The sequence below is a fragment of the Actinoplanes sp. NPDC026623 genome (genome assembly GCF_040638275.1).
Taxonomy (GTDB): domain Bacteria; phylum Actinomycetota; class Actinomycetes; order Mycobacteriales; family Micromonosporaceae; genus Actinoplanes.
Genome location: NZ_JBEZXZ010000203.1, coordinates 1 through 16,173, shown reverse-complemented (window position 1 = coordinate 16,173; position 16,173 = coordinate 1). Strand labels below are relative to the sequence as shown.

The following is a 16,173-nucleotide window of genomic DNA, read 5'->3' as shown; positions in this document are numbered from 1 at the left end:
CCGGGCGTGGACCCGGTTCGCGCGCGCCGCCGGTGAAGCGTCCCGACCGCGGCGTACCTATCGCAGGGTGAGCTGACGCCCCACGAGCCCTTGCTTGGCGCGCCGGGCGGCGGAGTCCAGCGGAGAGGTGTCGGCGAGGATGTCCGTGTAGCGCTTGGCGAAGTCGCTCAGCGGGGCCTCGAAGTCCACGCCCTCCGGCTCGCCGGGCACGTCCCAGACCGGGACGAGCAGGCCGTGCGCGCGGAACATGCCGGCGAACTTGGTGTTCTTGCCGAGCAGCAGGTCGCCGCTGGCGGAGAGCCGGGCCAGCGCGTCCAGGGCCGCGTCCTCCTCCTGCGGGAGCACCCAGCGCACGTGCGACTTGTCCGGCTGCACCCGGCACCAGTACGCGGCCGGCACGCCGAGCCGCAGCGTCGGGTAGATCGACGCGTTGGCCCGCTCCAGCGACGCCTTCACGTTCGCGTCCTCGGCCTGCTCGGCGTCGAGCCAGTACTCGAAACCGTCGTGCATCGAGATGTCCAGCGGGCCGTCGACCAGGATGTCCTGCAGGCGCGGGCCCTCGCCGGGCAGCGCGGGCACCGCGACGGTCCCGCCCGGCTCGGTCTTGAGCGCGCACAGGATCGCCACGGCGATGTCGCGGGAGACGTCACCGGACTGCACGTGCCGCTGCAGGCCGACGAAGACCCGGCCGTCCTGGCGGGTCATCGCGGGCCAGGCCATCGGAAGAACCGTCGAGAGGGTGACGGGACGATCCCCGTACTCCTCGAGGATCTCGGGCTTGAGGGTCAGCGGCGCGGAAGCGGCCGGAACCAGCTCGCGCAGCGCGATCCATTCGGGTTCATCGGCCAGGCCCTCGAACGGTCGGGCGACGAAGATGTCGCGCACCTTCTGGCGCTTGGGTGCCGCGTTCGCGGCGGCTCGGGGGTTTCGACGCTTGCTCACGGCGAACCAGCCTATGCGCTAACCGGTCGATCCGGGCACTCCGTGGGTCCGTGTCGATCCAAGTCGTTGTTCAGGTAGCTGACTGGCCCGGGTTTCCGCTGTGCGTGGGCTCAGGCGCGGGGGAGGCGGACCTCGGCGACCGTTCCGCCGCCCTCGCGGGGGCGCAGCGAGACCCAGCCCTGCTGGCGCTCGACGATGCGCCGCACCAGGTAGAGGCCGAGCCCGGCACCCGGGTTGCGGCCGCGGTCGGCCGACTCGCCCTGCCAGTAGCGCTCGAAGGCCCGCTCGACGTGCTCCGGCTTGACGCCGATGCCGCGGTCCGCGACCCGGAAGGTCACCGTCGTGTCGTCGGCGGCCGCGCTCAGCTCGACCTCGGTGTCCGGCGCCGAATACCGGTCCGCGTTGGTGGCCAGCTCGGTGAGGATCGTGGCGAGCGAGTCGCGGTCGCCGAACGCCTTCGGCAGCTCGCCCGGCAGCCGGTCCAGGACGAGGCGGCGGTGCAGGTCGGCAGGCAGGTTGCCGGCGGCTGCCCGCAGGCCCTCGACCAGATCGAACGGTCCGGCCGCGGAGCCGCCGACCTCGCCGTCATCGCTGGTCGCGGAGAGCAGCCGGTCGACCAGCCGGGCGAGCTCGCCGGCCCGGGCGCCGATGACGCGTACGGCCTCCTGGCGGCCGTCCTCGCCGAGGGACTCCCAGTGGTTGGTGAGCGTGTCCGCGTAACCCTTGATCACCGTGACCGGGGTGCGCAGCTCGTGGCTGGTCACCGCGACGAACAGATCGCGATCCTCGTGCCGGCGGTCCTGGTCGGTGGAGTCGCGGAAGGTCACCACCCGCATGGAAGGGGTCCGCGGCAGGTCGCCGGCGGTGACCTTGAGCCAGCGGCCGGAGGGCAGCCGGTGCACCAGCACCTGTCCCGGCGGCGGGACCGGCAGGTGCAGCTCGCGCTGCAGCACGTCGGCGGCGCTGCGCCCGGTCAGCTGCTCGGCCGCCGGGTTCCAGAGCTGCACGATGCCGTCGCGGTCGATGATCGCCAGCCCGTCGGCGAGGGCGGCCACCACCGGGCCGTCGCCGTGCACCGGCAGGCCGGCCTGGTCGCCGTACATGTGGCCGACGTTGGCGGCGAGCAACTCGAGCACCGTGTTGTGCTCGGGGGCCGGGTCGTCGTCGTCCTCGCCGTAGGAGACGTAGAGGGAACCGACGATCAGGCCGCCGATCTCGCACCGGGTGACGAGGATCCGGTGCCGGTCGCCGTCCTCGACCTGGCCGGCGAACTCGTCGTCGAGGGCGGTGAGGGGCGCGAGCAGCGTCCGGGATCCCTGGGTGAGCCAGGTGTCCTCGCGGCTGACCCGGCGGCCCAGCGCGCTCTCGCAGGAGCCGCTGGCGGCGATGATCCGGCCGTGTCCGGGGCTGTATTCGGCGAAGCCGGCGCCCCGCCCCCCGAGGACGTCCTGTGCGAGCCGGACGAGCTGGTTGAGGGCGTCCAGACCGGCCCCGCCGGAGTTGATCCGGTCGAGCAGCGCGATCTGTCCTCGCGTCAGCGCGGCGTAGTCGGGTCGATCCGGCATATCTGCGAGTCTGCCTCGCTTACGGCCTTTTGGGCAGAGCGGTTGGTGTGGATCTTGCCCCCAACCGGGCGAAGAGTGGCCCGTGTCACACCGGTGGCAGCTTCTCGAGCCGGTCGATCACGAAGCCCGGGCGGTCCGTGATGATCCCGTCGACCCGTTGCGCCAGCACGAGATTCACGTCCTCCTCCCGGTTGACCGTCCAGACGTAGGCACCGTGGCCGGCCGCGCGCAGGCTCTCGACGAGGTTCGGCCTGGCGCGGATCAGGCCGATACTCGGGCCGGCGATCTTCGCGCCGAAGGGCAGCCGTCCCCGCCTGACTCCCGGCGGGGGTATCTCCAGGAGATAGACCGTGGGGATGCCGGGCGCCAGCGTACGGATCCGGCGCAGCGCGAGCGCGGCGAAGGACATCACCGTCACCCGAACGGGATCGTCCGGCACCGGCTCGGCCAGCCCGTACCGGCGCAGCATCTCGACCAGCCGGCGTTCGACGTCGGCGCCGTACCGTGAGGGGTGTTTGGTCTCGATGAGTAACCGGACCCCGAGGCCGCGGTCACGCAGCGCGTCGAGCAGCCGCTCCAGGGTCAGCAGCCGGGTGTGCTCGACCGGCAGGTCCTCGGTGGCCGCGGCGGGATGCCACGAGGCGTAGTCGAGCGCGTCGAGTTCCGCGAGGGTCTTCGCGCTGACCAGGCCGGTGCCGTTGCTGGTCCGGTTGAGCCGACGGTCGTGCACGCAGACCAGATGCCCGTCGCGGGTCAGCCGGACGTCGCACTCCACGCCGTCGGCACCCTCGTCGAGCGCGCGGACGTACGCGGCGAGAGTGTGCTCGGGAAGTGCCTCCGCCCCACCCCGGTGGGCGAAGACCAGCGGGCGGCTCGGGCTCACAGGATGCGGGGCGGCTCACCGTTCTCGCTGACGACCTCGCGGCCGTCGCCGGCCCACGCCTGCATGCCGCCGTCGAGGTTGCGCACGTTGTCCCAGCCGTTGCCCATGAGGTAGGACACGACCTGGCCGGAGCGCCCGCCGGAGCGGCACACCACGACGACCTCTGCCTCGTTCGGGATCTCGGCGATGCGGGCCGGGATCTCCATCATCGGCAGGTGGTGAGCGTCGGGCGCATGCCCGGCCGCCCACTCGTCGGGCTCGCGCACATCGAGCAGGTAGGCCGAGGCCTCGACCTGCGGCGGCGTCACACTGGGTACCTGTGGTCCGAACACGTATCCCAGGGTAGAGCTACTTCTCCTTGGCCACGACGTCCGGGTTGCTGATGATGAAATCGGCAAGCTTGTCCTGCTTGACCGCCCGGTACATCTCGCGGCTCTTCTCGGTGATGGCCTCGCGGCCGCTGCCGTTGCCGGCGAACGTGCCGTTGTTGCTGCGCAGCAGCACCAGGTCGTTCGCGGCGACACCCTTGAGGGTGAAGATGAAGTCGGCGACCGGCACGTCGCCGGTGTCCAGCACGAACGCCTTGCCGGCGGACTTGATCAGCGAATTGATCTTCACCGGGTTGGTGAGGACGCCGCTGGTGCTGGCCTTCTTCGCCATCGCCTTGATCAGCTGCTGCTGGTGGCGCTGGCGGTCGTAGTCACCGTTGGTGAGGCCGTAGCGCTGGCGGGCGTAGTCGAGGGCCTCCCAGCCCTCCATGTCCCGGCAGCCCTTCTCGTGATAGATCGGGGTCTGGGTCTTGCCGGTCTTGCGGGCGTCGGCCAGATACATCGGCTTGCCGTCGACCGTGACCATGTGGTGCGACTTGACCCGCTGGTCCACGCACATCTTCACGCCGTCGAGGCTGTCGATGACGCCCTTGAAGCCGTTGAAGTCGATGATCGCCGCGCCGTCGAAGCTGATGCCCGTCGCGTTCTTCAGCGTCTGCGCCATGAGCTGCGCGCCGCCGGCCCAGCCGCCGCCGTTCTGAGCGCCGTGGAAGAACGCCTCGGTGGCCTTCGCCTTGCCGCCGCCGTACTTGCTCTTCGCGAACGCGGGGACGTCCACCTCGGTGTCGCGGGGAATCGAGACCAGGTAGGCCTGGTCGTGGCTCGCCGGGATGTGCAGGATGATGATCGTGTCGGCGTGCAGGTCGTCGACCGACCAGCGCTTGCGCGCGTCGACGCCCATCAGCAGCAGATCGATCGGGCCCTCGAGGCTGCTGCCGCCCTCGGCCGCCGTCTTCTTGGTGCCGCCGAGCAGGTCGTCCGTGGTGACCGCGTTGGTGGCGTTGCTGACCAGCCACTTGGTGCCGACGATGCCGGCGCCGCTGCCCATCATCAGAAGCGCGCCGAGGACCACCGTGAGTTTCGCCCAGAGCGGGTCCCGTTTCTTCTTGACCTTGAGGGGCGTGCCCGCACCGGCCGTGCGCTTGGGGGCACTGACGGCGTCCCGATCCAGCGACGAAGAACGCCGGGGGGTCTGGACGGTCATGAGATCTCCAAGCGTCTCGGGCATCAGGGCGGACATCACTGTACGTTCAACTTCGATCTCTTGCGAGGCCTTGTGGGTTTCCGATCGATGACACGCGGTGTTCACCAACGACGCGAGCCGACGTTTACTGTCGACCCGCGCCGTTTGCCCGAAAACGAAGTGTCAGCTGCCGGCCTGGCCCGTCGCGGCGGCCTTGCTCGACGTCATCCACTCATCCATCTTGTCGGCAGCAACTGCCTTGTACAAAGCCAAAGCCTTCTCGCGGTCGGAGACCACGACGCTTTGTCCGGCGATGGTCTGGCTGCCCAGGTGGGGGCTGGTGATGAAGGTGAGGTTCTCGCCGCGCAGGCTGCGGAACTGCAGCGCCATGTCGGTCAGCGAGAAGTCCTGGTCGGCGGTGATGGCGTTGGTGGTCGCCTTGAGGAAGCTGTTCAGCTTGGCCGGGTTGCTCAGCGTGCCCGAGCCGGCCGCCTTGTCCATCAGCGCCTTCAGGAACTCCTGCTGGTGCTGCATGCGGGCGAAGTCGCCGCGGGCGAACTGCTTGCGCTGCCGGATCCAGTCGAGCGCCTCGGCACCGTTCATGTGCATGGTGCCCTTCTTGAACTTGCGGAACGGCTTGTGGATCGAGGTGATGCTCTGGTCCACCTTCAGGTCCACGCCGCCGAGCGCGTCGGTGACCTCCTTGAAGCCGCCGAAGTCGATGGCCAGCACGTGATCGAGGTGCACGTCGGTCATGCACTCGACCGTGCGCACCGCGCGGGGCAGTCCACCGAAGGCGAACGCCGCATTGATCTTGGCGCGGCTGCCGCTGCTGCAATCGGCCGAGTTGCCCGACGGGATCTGCACCCACAGGTCACGCGGGATCGAGACCAGCTGCGCTGACTTGTGGTCGGCCGGGATGTGCATCACGATCAGCGTGTCCGCGCGCCAGGCGTTGGTGTCTTCCTTGGTCGCGTCCGGGTCGCGTGAGTCGCTGCCGACCAGCAGGATGTTGATCGCGCCGTCCACCGTCTTGACCGGGCGGCCGCCGGTGATGTCCGAGAACGCGTCGGTGCGCTTGAGGTCCTTGTCGAGGTTGTTCGCGTAGCCGTACAGCGAGAAGCCCGCGAACAGGGCCGCGGCGGCCAACACCGCGCCGGCCACCAGGGCGATGCGCCCCCAGCGCGGCTTGCGCTTGCCCTTGTAGGGCCGGCCGGGGCGGTTGCCACCGGGGCCGCGCGGCGGTCCGCCCGGTCCGCCCGGTCCTCCGGGGCCCTGCGGCTGCCATCCGTCGCGGCCACCCGCGCGGACGTTACGTGCGCCGGGCACGCCCGCGCGCCCCGACGAGGGACGGCTCGCGCCGTCACGGCCCGGTCCGGGCACGGAGGCCCGGCTCATGGAGCCCGGCAGGCCCATCGAACCCGGCACCGAAGCCCGGCCGGCGGGGCTACCCCAAGGGGACGTGGTCGCAGACATGACTTCAGATTACGTACCTCGAACCACGCAAAGCGTGCAGGAACATCCGCTCGGCACGAAGGGAGGAGGCAATTACTGTTCGTGAAACGTTCACTACCGTGTCGAAATGCTCACGCTCTGAAGAAGTCGATCGTCCGGCGCAGGCCGTCCTCCGGACCCACCTGAGGCTCGTAGCCGAGCAGCCCGCGGGCGAGCGTGAGGTCGGGGCGGCGCTTCTCCGGGTCGTCGGCCGTCCGGGCGACCAGGTCGACCTTCGAGTCGCTGCCGCAGAGGCGCACGATCAGCTCGGCCAGCTCGAGCATGGTCAGCTCGTGCTCGGTGCCGCAGTTGATCGGGCCGGTCTCGTCGGAGTCGAGCAGCAGCAGGATGCCGCGGACCAGGTCGTCGACGTAGGTGATCGAACGGGTCTGCGAACCGGTGCCGTGCACGGTGATCGGCGCACCGCGCAGCGCCTGGTCGATGAAGGTGGGGATGGCCCGCCCGTCGTCGGGCCGCATCCGCGGGCCGTACGTGTTGAAGATGCGCACGATCGCCGTCGAGAGCCCGTGGAAGCGGTGGTACGCCATCGTCGCGGCCTCCGAGAACCGCTTCGACTCGTCGTAGACCGCGCGTACCCCGATCGGGTTGACGTTGCCCCAGTAGCTCTCCGGCTGCGGGTGCACCAGCGGGTCGCCGTACGCCTCGGAGGTCGACGCCATCAGGAACCGCGCCGCGTCCGCGACCGCCCGGTCGAGCATGGTCATCGTGCCCCGCGAGCCGACCCTGAGGATCTCGATCGGCAGCTTGGCGAAGTCGGTGGGGCTGGCCGGCGAGGCCATGTGCATGACCGCGTCGAACCGCTCGGCCAGTGCCGGGTGCGCGGGCAGTTCCTCGGTGACGTCGGCCTCGATCAGCGTGAAGCGGGGTTCGCCCGCCAGATGGGCGACATTCTCCCTGGCTCCCGTGACGAAATTGTCGATCGCGACGACGGTGCAGCCACGGTCGATGAGGGCATCAACCACGTGTGACGGCACGAAACCGGCGCCGCCGCTGATGAGGATCCGATGACCTGGGCCGAACCGCTGCTGCACTGACATGAGGGTCACTCTAAAGGAGAGGGGCCGACGCGCGATTCGCACATCGGCCCCTCTGCGTTCCACTTCCGTTCAGTGAGCGCCGTAACCCGTCACCGAGCGGACCTCGAGCTCCGCGTACTTGTTCAGGTCGGACTCCTTGGAGATCTTCGCCCCGATCCAGCCGCACAGGAAGCCGAACGGGATGGAGATGATGCCCGGGTTGTTCAGCGGGAACCAGTGCCAGTCGCTGTCGGGGAACATGGCCGTCGGCGAACCGGACACGACAGGCGAGAAGAAGACCAGCACCACGGCGGAGGTCAGGCCGCCGTAGATCGCCCACAGCGCCCCGGAGGTGTTGAAACCCTTCCAGAACAGGCTGTACAGGATCGCCGGCAGGTTGCCCGACGCCGCCACCGCGAACGCGAGCGCCACCAGGAAGGCGACGTTCAGGCTCTGCGCGAAGATCGACAGCACGATCGCGACCGCGCCGATGCCGAACGCCGCGATCCGGGCGACCCGCACCTCGTCACGCTCCGACGCCTGCCCCCGTTTGATGACGCTGGCGTAGAAGTCGTGCGCGACGCTCGACGACGACGCCAGGGTCAGCCCGGCGACCACGGCGAGGATCGTGGCGAAGGCGACCGCCGCGATGATCGCCAGCAGGATCGCGCCGCCCGTATCGCCGCCGAAATAGTCGATGCCGAGCGCCTGGGCCAGCTGCGGTGCGGCCGTGTTGCCGGCCTTGTCCTGCGCGGTGATCGCCTTGCCGCCCACCAGGGCCGCCGCGCCGAAGCCCAGCGCCAGGGTGAACAGGTAGAAGGTGCCGATGATCCCGATCGCCCAGAGCACGCTCTTGCGGGCGATCCTGCTGGTCGGCACGGTGTAGAACCGGGTCAGGATGTGCGGCAGGCCCGCAGTGCCGAGCACCAGGGCGATGCCGAGCGAGAGCAGGTCCATCTTGCTGTAGAACGTCTTCGCCGCATCGTCCGACTCGACGCCGTACCGCAGGCCGGGTTCCAGGAACGCCGCGCCCTTTCCGGACTGCTCCGCGGCGTCGCCGAGCAGGGCCGACAGGTTGAACTTGTAGTGCGCCAGCACCAGCAGGGTCATGATCAGGGCGCCCGACATCAGCATGAACGCCTTGACGATCTGCACGTAGGTGGTGCCCTTCATGCCGCCGACCACCACGTACACGATCATCAGCGCGCCGACCAGGATGATCGTCGCGACCTTGGCGGTGTCGGCGTCCATGCCCAGGAACGTGGCGCCGGGCTTGATGCCGAGCAGCAGGCTGACCAGCGCTCCGGCGCCGACCATCTGCGCGATCAGGTAGAAGATCGACACGACGATGGTGGAGACGGAGGCCGCGGTGCGCACCGGGCGCTGGCGCATCCGGAACGCGAGGACGTCGGCCATCGTGTACCGGCCCGAGTTGCGCAGGAACTCCGCCACCAGCAGCAGGGCGACGAGCCACGCGACCAGGAACCCGATCGAGTAGAGGAAGCCGTCGTAGCCGTACAGGGCGATGAGGCCGGCGATGCCGAGGAACGACGCGGCCGACATGTAGTCGCCGCCGATCGCCATGCCGTTCTGGAAGCCGGAGAACGACCGGCCGCCGGCGTAGTAGTCGGTCGCGGTCTTGGTCTGGCGGCTCGCCCAGATCGTGATCGCCAGCGTGATCGCGACGAAGACGAGGAAGAGCGTGATGGTCAGGGTGCGGCTCGTCGAGGTGGTTGCCTCGGCCGCCAGAAGCGAGTGACTCTGCATTACTTCGCCGCCTCCGGCTTCGTCTCGGGCTCCTCGGGCGCCGCGGCCGGTGCCGCTGCGGCAGGTGCCGCGGCGGTCGCGGCGCCGGCCGACATCTCGCCGCGGATCTTGTCGGCGACCGGGTCGATCTCGCGCGCCGCGAAGCGGGCGTAGTACCAGGCGATCACGAACGTCGAGACGAACTGCAGCAGACCGAGCAGCAGCGCGATGTTGACGTTCCCGAAGACCTTCACGGACATGAAGTCCCGGGCGTACGCGGAGAGCAGGACGTACAGCGCGTACCAGAGGAAGAACGCGATGGTCGTGGGGAAGATGAAGTTACGCAGCCTGCGGCGCAGTTGGACGAACTCCTGCGACTGCTGGACCTCGAGATACTTGTCGGTCGGGGTCGTTTCGGTTGTCAACGTGGCTCACCACCTTCGTGGGGGCGGGTCTTTTCCGCACCGTACGAAGCAGTGGCGGCCGTCACTGACCGCCGGTCGGCGGGTGCGCCGAGTGGCTGCCCTGTTGCGCTTACCGGTCGAGGCCCCGGTACCGGCCGCGAAAATGGATCAAGGGCGCGGGCGGGGATCCGCCGAGATGAATCGACTCGATCGTGGCCTCCACGAGCAGCCCCCACCCGTAGGGCCGCTCGCCGTCCAGCCGGCAGCCGACCCAGGTGCCGGCGCCGACCGGAACGGGCCCGAAGTCGGTCTCGATCCAGTCGCCGAGGGCGAAGAGGCCGCCGGGCGATGGCATGAGCCCGGCGAACCGGTCGGCGAGTTGCTGATCGCCGAAGCCCAGCGGCGTGACGGCGAAGCGCCCGGCGACCGAGACGGCGTCCCAGAAGTCGCTCTCCTGGTCGACCAGCCCGAGCACCCGTCCGGGGTCGCCGTCGGCGACGAGCATCGAGGAGACGGTGAGCCCGGACGGCCCGGGCGCGGTCCAGATCGTGACCGGCGAGGCGAGCCGCCCGCGCACCCGCCGCGCGGCGGACCTGTCCTGCTCCGGGGTGGCGAACGGATCGCTGGAGTGGATGTGCGCGCCGGGCTCGACTGGATTCACGTGAAACATTCTGCCGCCCGGAGATCGGGTATTGTTCGACTCATGATTTCCGCGCGCTTGCAGGGCTGGTGGCCGTCCTAGAGACGGCTGCAACCACCGCGCGCGTGCGGGCCGTCCCATCGGACGGCCCGTTTCTTGTTTCCCGGGGCGTCCACCCACCTGAGGAGACAGAGATGACGACAACGACCCTGAGCCTCGAGGACCGCATCGCCGAGCGGCCCGGCGACTTCCGGGTGCTGACCGGGGACCGGCCGACCGGCCCGCTGCATCTCGGGCACTACTTCGGCACGCTGCGCAATCGGGTACGGCTGCAGCAGGGCGGCGTCGACCTGTTCGTGATCGTCGCCGACTATCAGGTCCTGACCGATCGGGACGTCGCCGAGCGGCTGGGCGAGACCGTCGACGGCCTGATACTCGACTATCTGGCCGCCGGGCTCGACCCGGACCGGGCCACGATCTTCACGCACAGCGCCGTACCCGCGCTCAACCAGCTGATGCTGCCGTTCCTCAGCCTGGTCAGCGTGCCCGAGTTGCAGCGCAATCCGACCGTCAAGGACGAGATCGTGCACTCGCGGCAGGGCTCGGTGAGCGGGCTCATGTTCACCTATCCGGTGCATCAGGCCGCCGACATCCTGTTCTGCAAGGGCAACCTCGTGCCGGTCGGCCGCGATCAGCTGCCGCACGTCGAGCTGACCCGGACCGTCGCCCGGCGGTTCAACGAGCGGTACGGGCCGGTCTTCGAGCTGCCGGAGGCGCTGCTGGGCACCGCGTCGCTGCTGCTCGGCACCGACGGCACGAAGATGAGCAAGAGCCGGGGCAACGCCATCGCCCTGCGCGCCACGGCGGACGAGACCGCGCGGCTGATCAGGGCGGCGAAGACCGACGCGGACCGGCGCATCACCTACGACCCGGTGTCGCGGCCGGGCGTCTCGGGGCTGCTGCAACTCGCCGGGCTCTGCCTCGACCGGGATCCGCACGAGGTCGCCGCGGGGATCGGGGACGCCGGCGCCGCCGCGCTCAAGCGCACGGTCACCGAGGCCGTGAACGAGTTCCTGGCGCCGATGCGGGACCGGCGGGCCGCGTACGTGCGGGAGCCCGGGCTGGTCCGGGAGGTGCTGCGGGCCGGCAACATGCGGGCCAACGCGATCGCCGATCAGACCCTCGCGGAGGTACGGGAGGCGATGGGCACCCGCTACTAGCCAACGGCAAGTGGCCCGGCCACCCCGAGGGCGGTCCGGGCCACTGTCACACCGGGAACGGGTGGACCCCCGTTCACCCCACCCGTTCGATCACGGCGCGGCGGATGAGGAACTTGCCCGCCTCGCGGACCTGCTCGAACGCCGCGTTGTTGAGCAGCACGCAGCTACCGGACGTGGAGGCCACCTTGACGGTGGTGCTCTTGTTGTTGTCCAGGTTGGTGACCTTCAGGGTCGTACCGATCGGGAATGTGCCGCTCGACGCGGCGGGGGCGCCGCCCTCGCCGGACAGGGTCACGGTCGAGCCCTTGCAGACCACCTCGCCGGTGTTACCGGCGTTGCCGTTGCCGTTGCCGGCGGCGGGCGGGTTGGCGGGTGCCTGCGCCGGCGGCTTGGCGGCCGCGCCGACCCGTTCGATCACGGCGCGGCGGATGAGGAACTTGCCCGCCTCGCGGACCTGCTCGAACGCCGCGTTGTTGAGCAGCACGCAACTTCCGGACGCGCTCGCCACCTTGACGGTGGTGCTCTTGTTGTTGTCCAGGTTGGTGACCTTGAGGGTCGTTCCGACCGGGAAGGTGTTGCTCGATGCGGCGGGGGCGCCGCCCTCGCCGGACAGGGTCACGGTCGAGCCCTTGCAGACCACTTCGCCGGCGCCGCCGGTGTTGCCGGCGTTGCCGTTGCCGGCGGCGGGCGGGTTGGCAGGTGCCTGCGCCGGCGGCTTGGCGGCGGGGGGCTGGGCCTGGGCGCCGCCGGTGCAGCCGGCCACCGCGCGCCGCTGGTTGATCTGGTCGATGACGGCCTGGCGGTTGGCGATGCGCGCTTTGGATTGCGCGTCCGGGTTCGCCCGCTGGCCGGCGACGAAGTCCAGGTTGCCCTTCAGCGCGGCGTCGAGGCCGGCGCAGTTCTCGCGCGGGCCGCTCGGAGCCGTGCCGGCGCTGCTCAGACCCGTGCTGACGGCGAATACTCCGCCGACCAGCGCCGCCGCGGCGGCACCGATCAGCAGCTTCCGAGTCCGGCCACTGGTCCTGCTCTTCCGGTACATGAACCGCTCCCTCGCCCTAGTCGAACTGCCCCGTTGCAGCACCGATAGCTACGGGAGGCGAGCGGCGGAGGGTTCAGAAAACCTTCCTTAAATATATTTATAGACGTAGTGACTCCGGAGCGTGAAGGCGCAGCATGGTCGCCCCGATGTCGCCGGGAACCCGGCCCTTGGTCAGCAGCGATCCGGCCGCCATGACCAGGAACGCCAGCGGCACGCTCCAGGCCGCGGGCTGCCCGACCAGCTGCGCGGGCCAGCCGCTGAGCGGCGGCCCCAGGACGGTGAACAACACCGCGCCCATCGCCGCGCCGCCGCCCGCCAGGATCCCGGCGACCGCGCCGACGTCGGTGAGCCCGCGCCACCAGATGCCGAGCACCAGCAGCGGGCAGAAACTCGACGCGGCGACGGCGAAGGCGAGCCCGACGACCCGCGACACGTCCATGTTCGCCACGTAGATCGACAACGCCATCGGCAGGAGCGCGGCCAGCACCGTGGCGACCCGGAAGTCGCGGACCGAGCCGCCGCCCCGGTCGGCGTGCAGCACGTCGGTGAAGACCACCCCGGCGACGCTGGTCAGCAGCCCGGACGAGGTGGAGAGGAACGCGGCGAGTGCGCCCGCCGTGACCAGCGCGCCGAGGAACTGGCCGAGGTGGCCGCCGCCGAGCGCCGCCTCGGGCAGGAGCAGGACCACGGCGTCGGTCCGGCCGGTCATCAGCAGTTGCGGCGTGTAGACGCGGCCGAGGACGCCGTACAGGGTCGGCAGGAAATAGAAGAGGCCGACCAGCGCGAGCACGACGAGGGTCGTGCGCCGCGCCGAGGCGCCGTCGGGATTGGTGTAGAAGCGGACCAGCACGTGCGGCAGGCCCATGGTGCCGAGAAACGTGGCCAGAATCAGCGAATAGGTGGCGAAGAGCGTCGCGTCGCCGCCCGGCAGCAGCCAGTCCGCGCCGCGGCGGTCGTCGACGGAGCTCACGTCCGGCACCGGCTCGCCCGCGGCGAACGTCAGCTCCTCGCCGGCGTCGACCCGGGTGTGCGAGCCGTCCGGCAGATTGAGGGTCGCCGCCTCGGAGAACGTCACGGTCGTGGTGGCGGAGAAGACCGGACCGCTCGGCGGCTCCACCGTGGGCCGCCCGTCCGCCTGCCACTGCAGGATCAGGAAGATCACCGGTACGGCGAGAGCGGTCAGCTTGAGCCAGTACTGGAATGCCTGCACGAAGGTGATGGCGCGCATGCCGCCGAGGGCGACGTTGGCGGTGACGACGAGGCCGACGAACAGCGCACCCCACTCGTACCGGCCGCCGGTGATCGTGGCGAAGGTCAGGCCGGCACCCTGCAACTGCGGTACGAGGTACAGGCAGCCGATGAAGATGACGAAGATGGTCGCGAGCCGGCGCAGCAGCGGCGACCGGAGCCGCACCTGGCAGAAGTCGGGCAGGGTGAACGCGCCCGACCGGCGCAGCGGTGCGGCGACGAAGAGCAGCAGGGCCAGGTAACCGGCGGCGAAGCCCACCGGATACCAGAGGACGTCGACGCCGTAGCGCAGGATCAGGCCGGCCACGCCCAGGAACGAGGCCGCGGAGAGGTACTCGCCGCCGATCGCGGCGGCGTTCCAGGTGGGACTGACCGACCGGGAGGCGACCAGGAAATCCGAGGTGGTCCGGGCGAACCGCAACCCGTAGGCGCCGATGCCGACCGTGATCAGAACGACCAGGACCAGCCCGGGAACGACGTACGGGTTCACGCTTCCGGCCTGTTGATCACGGCGGTGAAGTCCTGTTCGTTCCGCTCGGCCCAGCGCACGTACGCCCAGCCGACGCCGACGAGAAACGGGAACGAGAGCACGCCGAGCAGCACCCAGGGCAGGTTGACGCCGAGGAGTTTGGTCTTGCCGACGGCCGGGGCCACGGCGAACAGCAGCGGCAGGGCGCCGAGGCCCGCCGCCACCACCAGCGAGAGCCGCAGCGCCAGGGCCAACTGGGCCCGGACCAGGCCCTTGACCAGGGCCTCGCCCACCGGGGTCTGCTCCGCGAGGTCGGCCTTCGCGGGATCCGCCGGTGGACGGCGGGCCGCGGCCTCCCCGAGGACCACCCGGGTCCTCGGGAGCTTCCCGTCGCCGTCCATGCCCGGCAGTCTCGCGGTCCACAGTCCTTTGTCAAGCCCGGGCGGTCGGGCCGTCAGAATCCGTAGCGGTCCGGGCACTGCCGGGTGATGCCGGGCCGGTCGGCGGCCAGCAGAGTCCGGGCCTGCCGGCGGGCGAGGTTCCAGCCGCGCCAGTCGTCGGCGTCGGTGTCCAGGTCGGTCGCGATGGAGGTCAGCGCGCAGTCGCGTTCGTCGCCGGTGAGGCGGTTCAGGGCCGGAACGGCGTCCGCCGACAGGGTCGACAGGTAGGCCGTGTCGATGTGGCCGGTCTGCTCGAAGCGGGAGACGTTGCGGTCGGCGATCAGGCCGTCCGGGTTGACCGCCGCCAGGCCCAGCAGGGCCAGCACGCCGGCGGCGACGACGGCCCGGGGCAGCCAGAGCGCCTTGAGGCGCAGGCCGGCGATCAGGACCAGGACGAAGGTCAGGCCCAGCCACATTTCGCAGACGGTCACCAGCACCCGCAGGCGGGTCAGGCCGTAGCTGTCCGCGTACAGGTCCATGCGGTGGATCGCCGAGGCGACGACGACCAGGGTCAGGACGGCCAGGGCACCGAGGATGACGCGGATGAGCAGGCGGTCGGTGCGGGTCTCCCGGGGTGCCCAGCGGGCGGCGCCGGCCAGGACCAGCAGGGTGAGGCCTGTGACCACGAGGAGCTGCCAGAAGCCGCTGCGTGCGTACTCCGCGTAGGTCAGCCCGTCGGTGTCCAGCACGTGCCTCGAGCCACCGAAGAGGACCGCAAGCTGGACCGCGACGAACATCGCGAAGAGCAGGACCAGCAGGGTCAGCGGGATCACCCACTCCAGGCGGGACACCCGGCGCGTTCCCGGGCCGTCGAGCCCGGACAGGTCGGGCGGGGCCGCCCGCAGGTACGCCGCGCCGCCGAGGATGAAGGTGGTCACCAGGGCGACGAAGATCCAGCGGATGACCGTGACGGCGCTGACGGCGGGGAAGGCGTTCTCGATCAGGTCCGCGAAGGCCGCGTCCGCCGAGGCGAACAGGGAACCGAAGACCACCAGCAGCGCGATCGAGACCGCGACCGTCGCCGTGATCCGCAGGCCGTTGCCGCCGCTGCGGCGGCCCACCGCCACGATGCCCCGTCTGGCCCACGGCAGGGAGCGGAAGCCCGCGACCGGTGCCGCCACCGCGGCCAGGCCCATCGCGCGTATCGATCGGCCGCCGGCGACGGCGAGAGCGCCGGTCAGCGTGGCCGTGCAGACGCAGAGCAGGAACAGCCAGCCCGCGGACCGGAACGTGCCGACCCCCAGCAGCGCGACCGTTGCCGCCGCCCAGCCGAAGCGCGCCCGGGACAGCCCGGCCGGCCGGCGGTCGACGAGCGGCTTCGGCGCGGTGGCCGACGTCCGTTGCGGGATCGCACGGGCCACGACCAGGGCGGCGACGCCCGCGATCACGGTGATCAGCCAGCCGACGCCGGCCCGGTCGAGCGGAATGCTGAGCGCGCCGACGAGACCCGCGAGCGGCAGCGCGATGACGGTGGCGGTGGAGGCCGGCCGGGCGGGCCCCGGGGTCGGAGAGGACACCGGAGAACACCAGACAC

The 16,173-nt window shown here is 70.5% G+C and carries 15 protein-coding genes; 1 reads left to right on the top strand and 14 read right to left on the bottom strand.

All coding sequences use genetic code 11. The features are described from left to right. Positions 1 to 57 precede the first annotated feature (57 nt). From AB0F10_RS37265 to AB0F10_RS37220, 10 genes are all read right to left on the bottom strand, one after another. Positions 58 to 942: a DUF5926 family protein gene (locus tag AB0F10_RS37265; protein ID WP_360636462.1), complete on the bottom strand. Its 885-nt coding sequence runs from the start codon at positions 940 to 942 to the stop codon at positions 58 to 60. A 110-nt stretch (positions 943 to 1,052) separates the two neighbouring features. After that, a complete protein-coding gene (locus AB0F10_RS37260) occupies positions 1,053 to 2,507 on the bottom strand; it encodes an ATP-binding protein (protein WP_360636459.1) in 1,455 nt (484 codons plus the stop codon). 85 nt (positions 2,508 to 2,592) lie between these two features. Further along, the gene (locus AB0F10_RS37255; RefSeq protein ID WP_360636456.1) at positions 2,593 to 3,390 is read right to left on the bottom strand and encodes a glycerophosphodiester phosphodiesterase family protein; all 798 of its coding nucleotides are present in this window, start codon (positions 3,388 to 3,390) and stop codon (positions 2,593 to 2,595) included. Continuing rightward, on the bottom strand, positions 3,387 to 3,722 hold the full coding sequence (locus AB0F10_RS37250; RefSeq protein ID WP_360636453.1) for a rhodanese-like domain-containing protein: 336 nt from the start codon (positions 3,720 to 3,722) through the stop codon (positions 3,387 to 3,389). Before AB0F10_RS37250 ends, AB0F10_RS37255 begins: the two co-directional genes overlap by 4 nt. Before the next feature lie 16 nt (positions 3,723 to 3,738). Then, the gene (locus AB0F10_RS37245; protein WP_360636450.1) at positions 3,739 to 4,923 is read right to left on the bottom strand and encodes an LCP family protein; all 1,185 of its coding nucleotides are present in this window, start codon (positions 4,921 to 4,923) and stop codon (positions 3,739 to 3,741) included. Positions 4,924 to 5,085: 162 nt separating this feature from the next. Next, positions 5,086 to 6,378 carry an LCP family protein gene (locus AB0F10_RS37240; protein WP_360636447.1) on the bottom strand — a complete coding sequence of 431 codons (1,293 nt, stop codon included), beginning with the start codon at positions 6,376 to 6,378 and terminating at the stop codon, positions 5,086 to 5,088. A 110-nt stretch (positions 6,379 to 6,488) separates the two neighbouring features. Continuing rightward, entirely contained in the window at positions 6,489 to 7,454 is a 966-nt protein-coding gene (locus AB0F10_RS37235) for an NAD-dependent epimerase/dehydratase family protein (protein ID WP_360636444.1), read from the bottom strand. Positions 7,455 to 7,523: 69 nt separating this feature from the next. Further along, positions 7,524 to 9,200: a cation acetate symporter gene (locus AB0F10_RS37230; RefSeq protein ID WP_360636441.1), complete on the bottom strand. Its 1,677-nt coding sequence runs from the start codon at positions 9,198 to 9,200 to the stop codon at positions 7,524 to 7,526. Continuing rightward, positions 9,200 to 9,604 (bottom strand): DUF485 domain-containing protein, encoded by a 405-nt coding sequence (locus AB0F10_RS37225; protein WP_360636438.1) that lies wholly within the window; start codon positions 9,602 to 9,604, stop codon positions 9,200 to 9,202. Before AB0F10_RS37225 ends, AB0F10_RS37230 begins: the two co-directional genes overlap by 1 nt. Positions 9,605 to 9,713: 109 nt before the next feature. Then, complete coding sequence (locus AB0F10_RS37220; protein WP_360636465.1) at positions 9,714 to 10,307, bottom strand: flavin reductase family protein; 594 nt, start codon at positions 10,305 to 10,307, stop codon at positions 9,714 to 9,716. A gap of 110 nt (positions 10,308 to 10,417) precedes the next feature. Here AB0F10_RS37220 and trpS point away from each other — a divergent pair, with 110 nt between their 5' ends. Then, positions 10,418 to 11,443 (top strand): tryptophan--tRNA ligase, encoded by a 1,026-nt coding sequence (trpS, locus tag AB0F10_RS37215; RefSeq protein WP_360636435.1) that lies wholly within the window; start codon positions 10,418 to 10,420, stop codon positions 11,441 to 11,443. A 73-nt stretch (positions 11,444 to 11,516) separates the two neighbouring features. Here trpS and AB0F10_RS37210 read toward each other — a convergent pair whose 3' ends face one another. The 4 genes from AB0F10_RS37210 to AB0F10_RS37195 all read right to left on the bottom strand — a co-directional run. Then, on the bottom strand, positions 11,517 to 12,482 hold the full coding sequence (locus tag AB0F10_RS37210; RefSeq protein ID WP_360636432.1) for a hypothetical protein: 966 nt from the start codon (positions 12,480 to 12,482) through the stop codon (positions 11,517 to 11,519). Positions 12,483 to 12,579: 97 nt separating this feature from the next. Further along, entirely contained in the window at positions 12,580 to 14,220 is a 1,641-nt protein-coding gene (locus AB0F10_RS37205; protein WP_360636429.1) for a cation acetate symporter, read from the bottom strand. Continuing rightward, positions 14,217 to 14,600: a DUF485 domain-containing protein gene (locus AB0F10_RS37200; RefSeq protein ID WP_360636426.1), complete on the bottom strand. Its 384-nt coding sequence runs from the start codon at positions 14,598 to 14,600 to the stop codon at positions 14,217 to 14,219. Before AB0F10_RS37200 ends, AB0F10_RS37205 begins: the two co-directional genes overlap by 4 nt. 53 nt (positions 14,601 to 14,653) lie before the next feature. After that, positions 14,654 to 16,173 (bottom strand): DUF4173 domain-containing protein (locus AB0F10_RS37195; protein ID WP_360636423.1); only part of this gene is annotated, 1,520 nt, incomplete at its 5' end.

What these genes read in the sequence shown, in the direction of transcription:
- AB0F10_RS37260 (WP_360636459.1), bottom strand. Translation starts at nt 2,507, where the DNA reads ATGCCGGATCGACCCGACTACGCCGCGCTGACGCGAGGACAGATCGCG.
- AB0F10_RS37245 (WP_360636450.1), bottom strand. Translation starts at nt 4,923, where the DNA reads ATGACCGTCCAGACCCCCCGGCGTTCTTCGTCGCTGGATCGGGACGCC.
- AB0F10_RS37240 (WP_360636447.1), bottom strand. Translation starts at nt 6,378, where the DNA reads ATGTCTGCGACCACGTCCCCTTGGGGTAGCCCCGCCGGCCGGGCTTCG.
- AB0F10_RS37235 (WP_360636444.1), bottom strand. Translation starts at nt 7,454, where the DNA reads ATGTCAGTGCAGCAGCGGTTCGGCCCAGGTCATCGGATCCTCATCAGC.
- AB0F10_RS37230 (WP_360636441.1), bottom strand. Translation starts at nt 9,200, where the DNA reads ATGCAGAGTCACTCGCTTCTGGCGGCCGAGGCAACCACCTCGACGAGC.
- trpS (WP_360636435.1), top strand. Translation starts at nt 10,418, where the DNA reads ATGACGACAACGACCCTGAGCCTCGAGGACCGCATCGCCGAGCGGCCC.
- AB0F10_RS37210 (WP_360636432.1), bottom strand. Translation starts at nt 12,482, where the DNA reads ATGTACCGGAAGAGCAGGACCAGTGGCCGGACTCGGAAGCTGCTGATC.
- AB0F10_RS37200 (WP_360636426.1), bottom strand. Translation starts at nt 14,600, where the DNA reads ATGGACGGCGACGGGAAGCTCCCGAGGACCCGGGTGGTCCTCGGGGAG.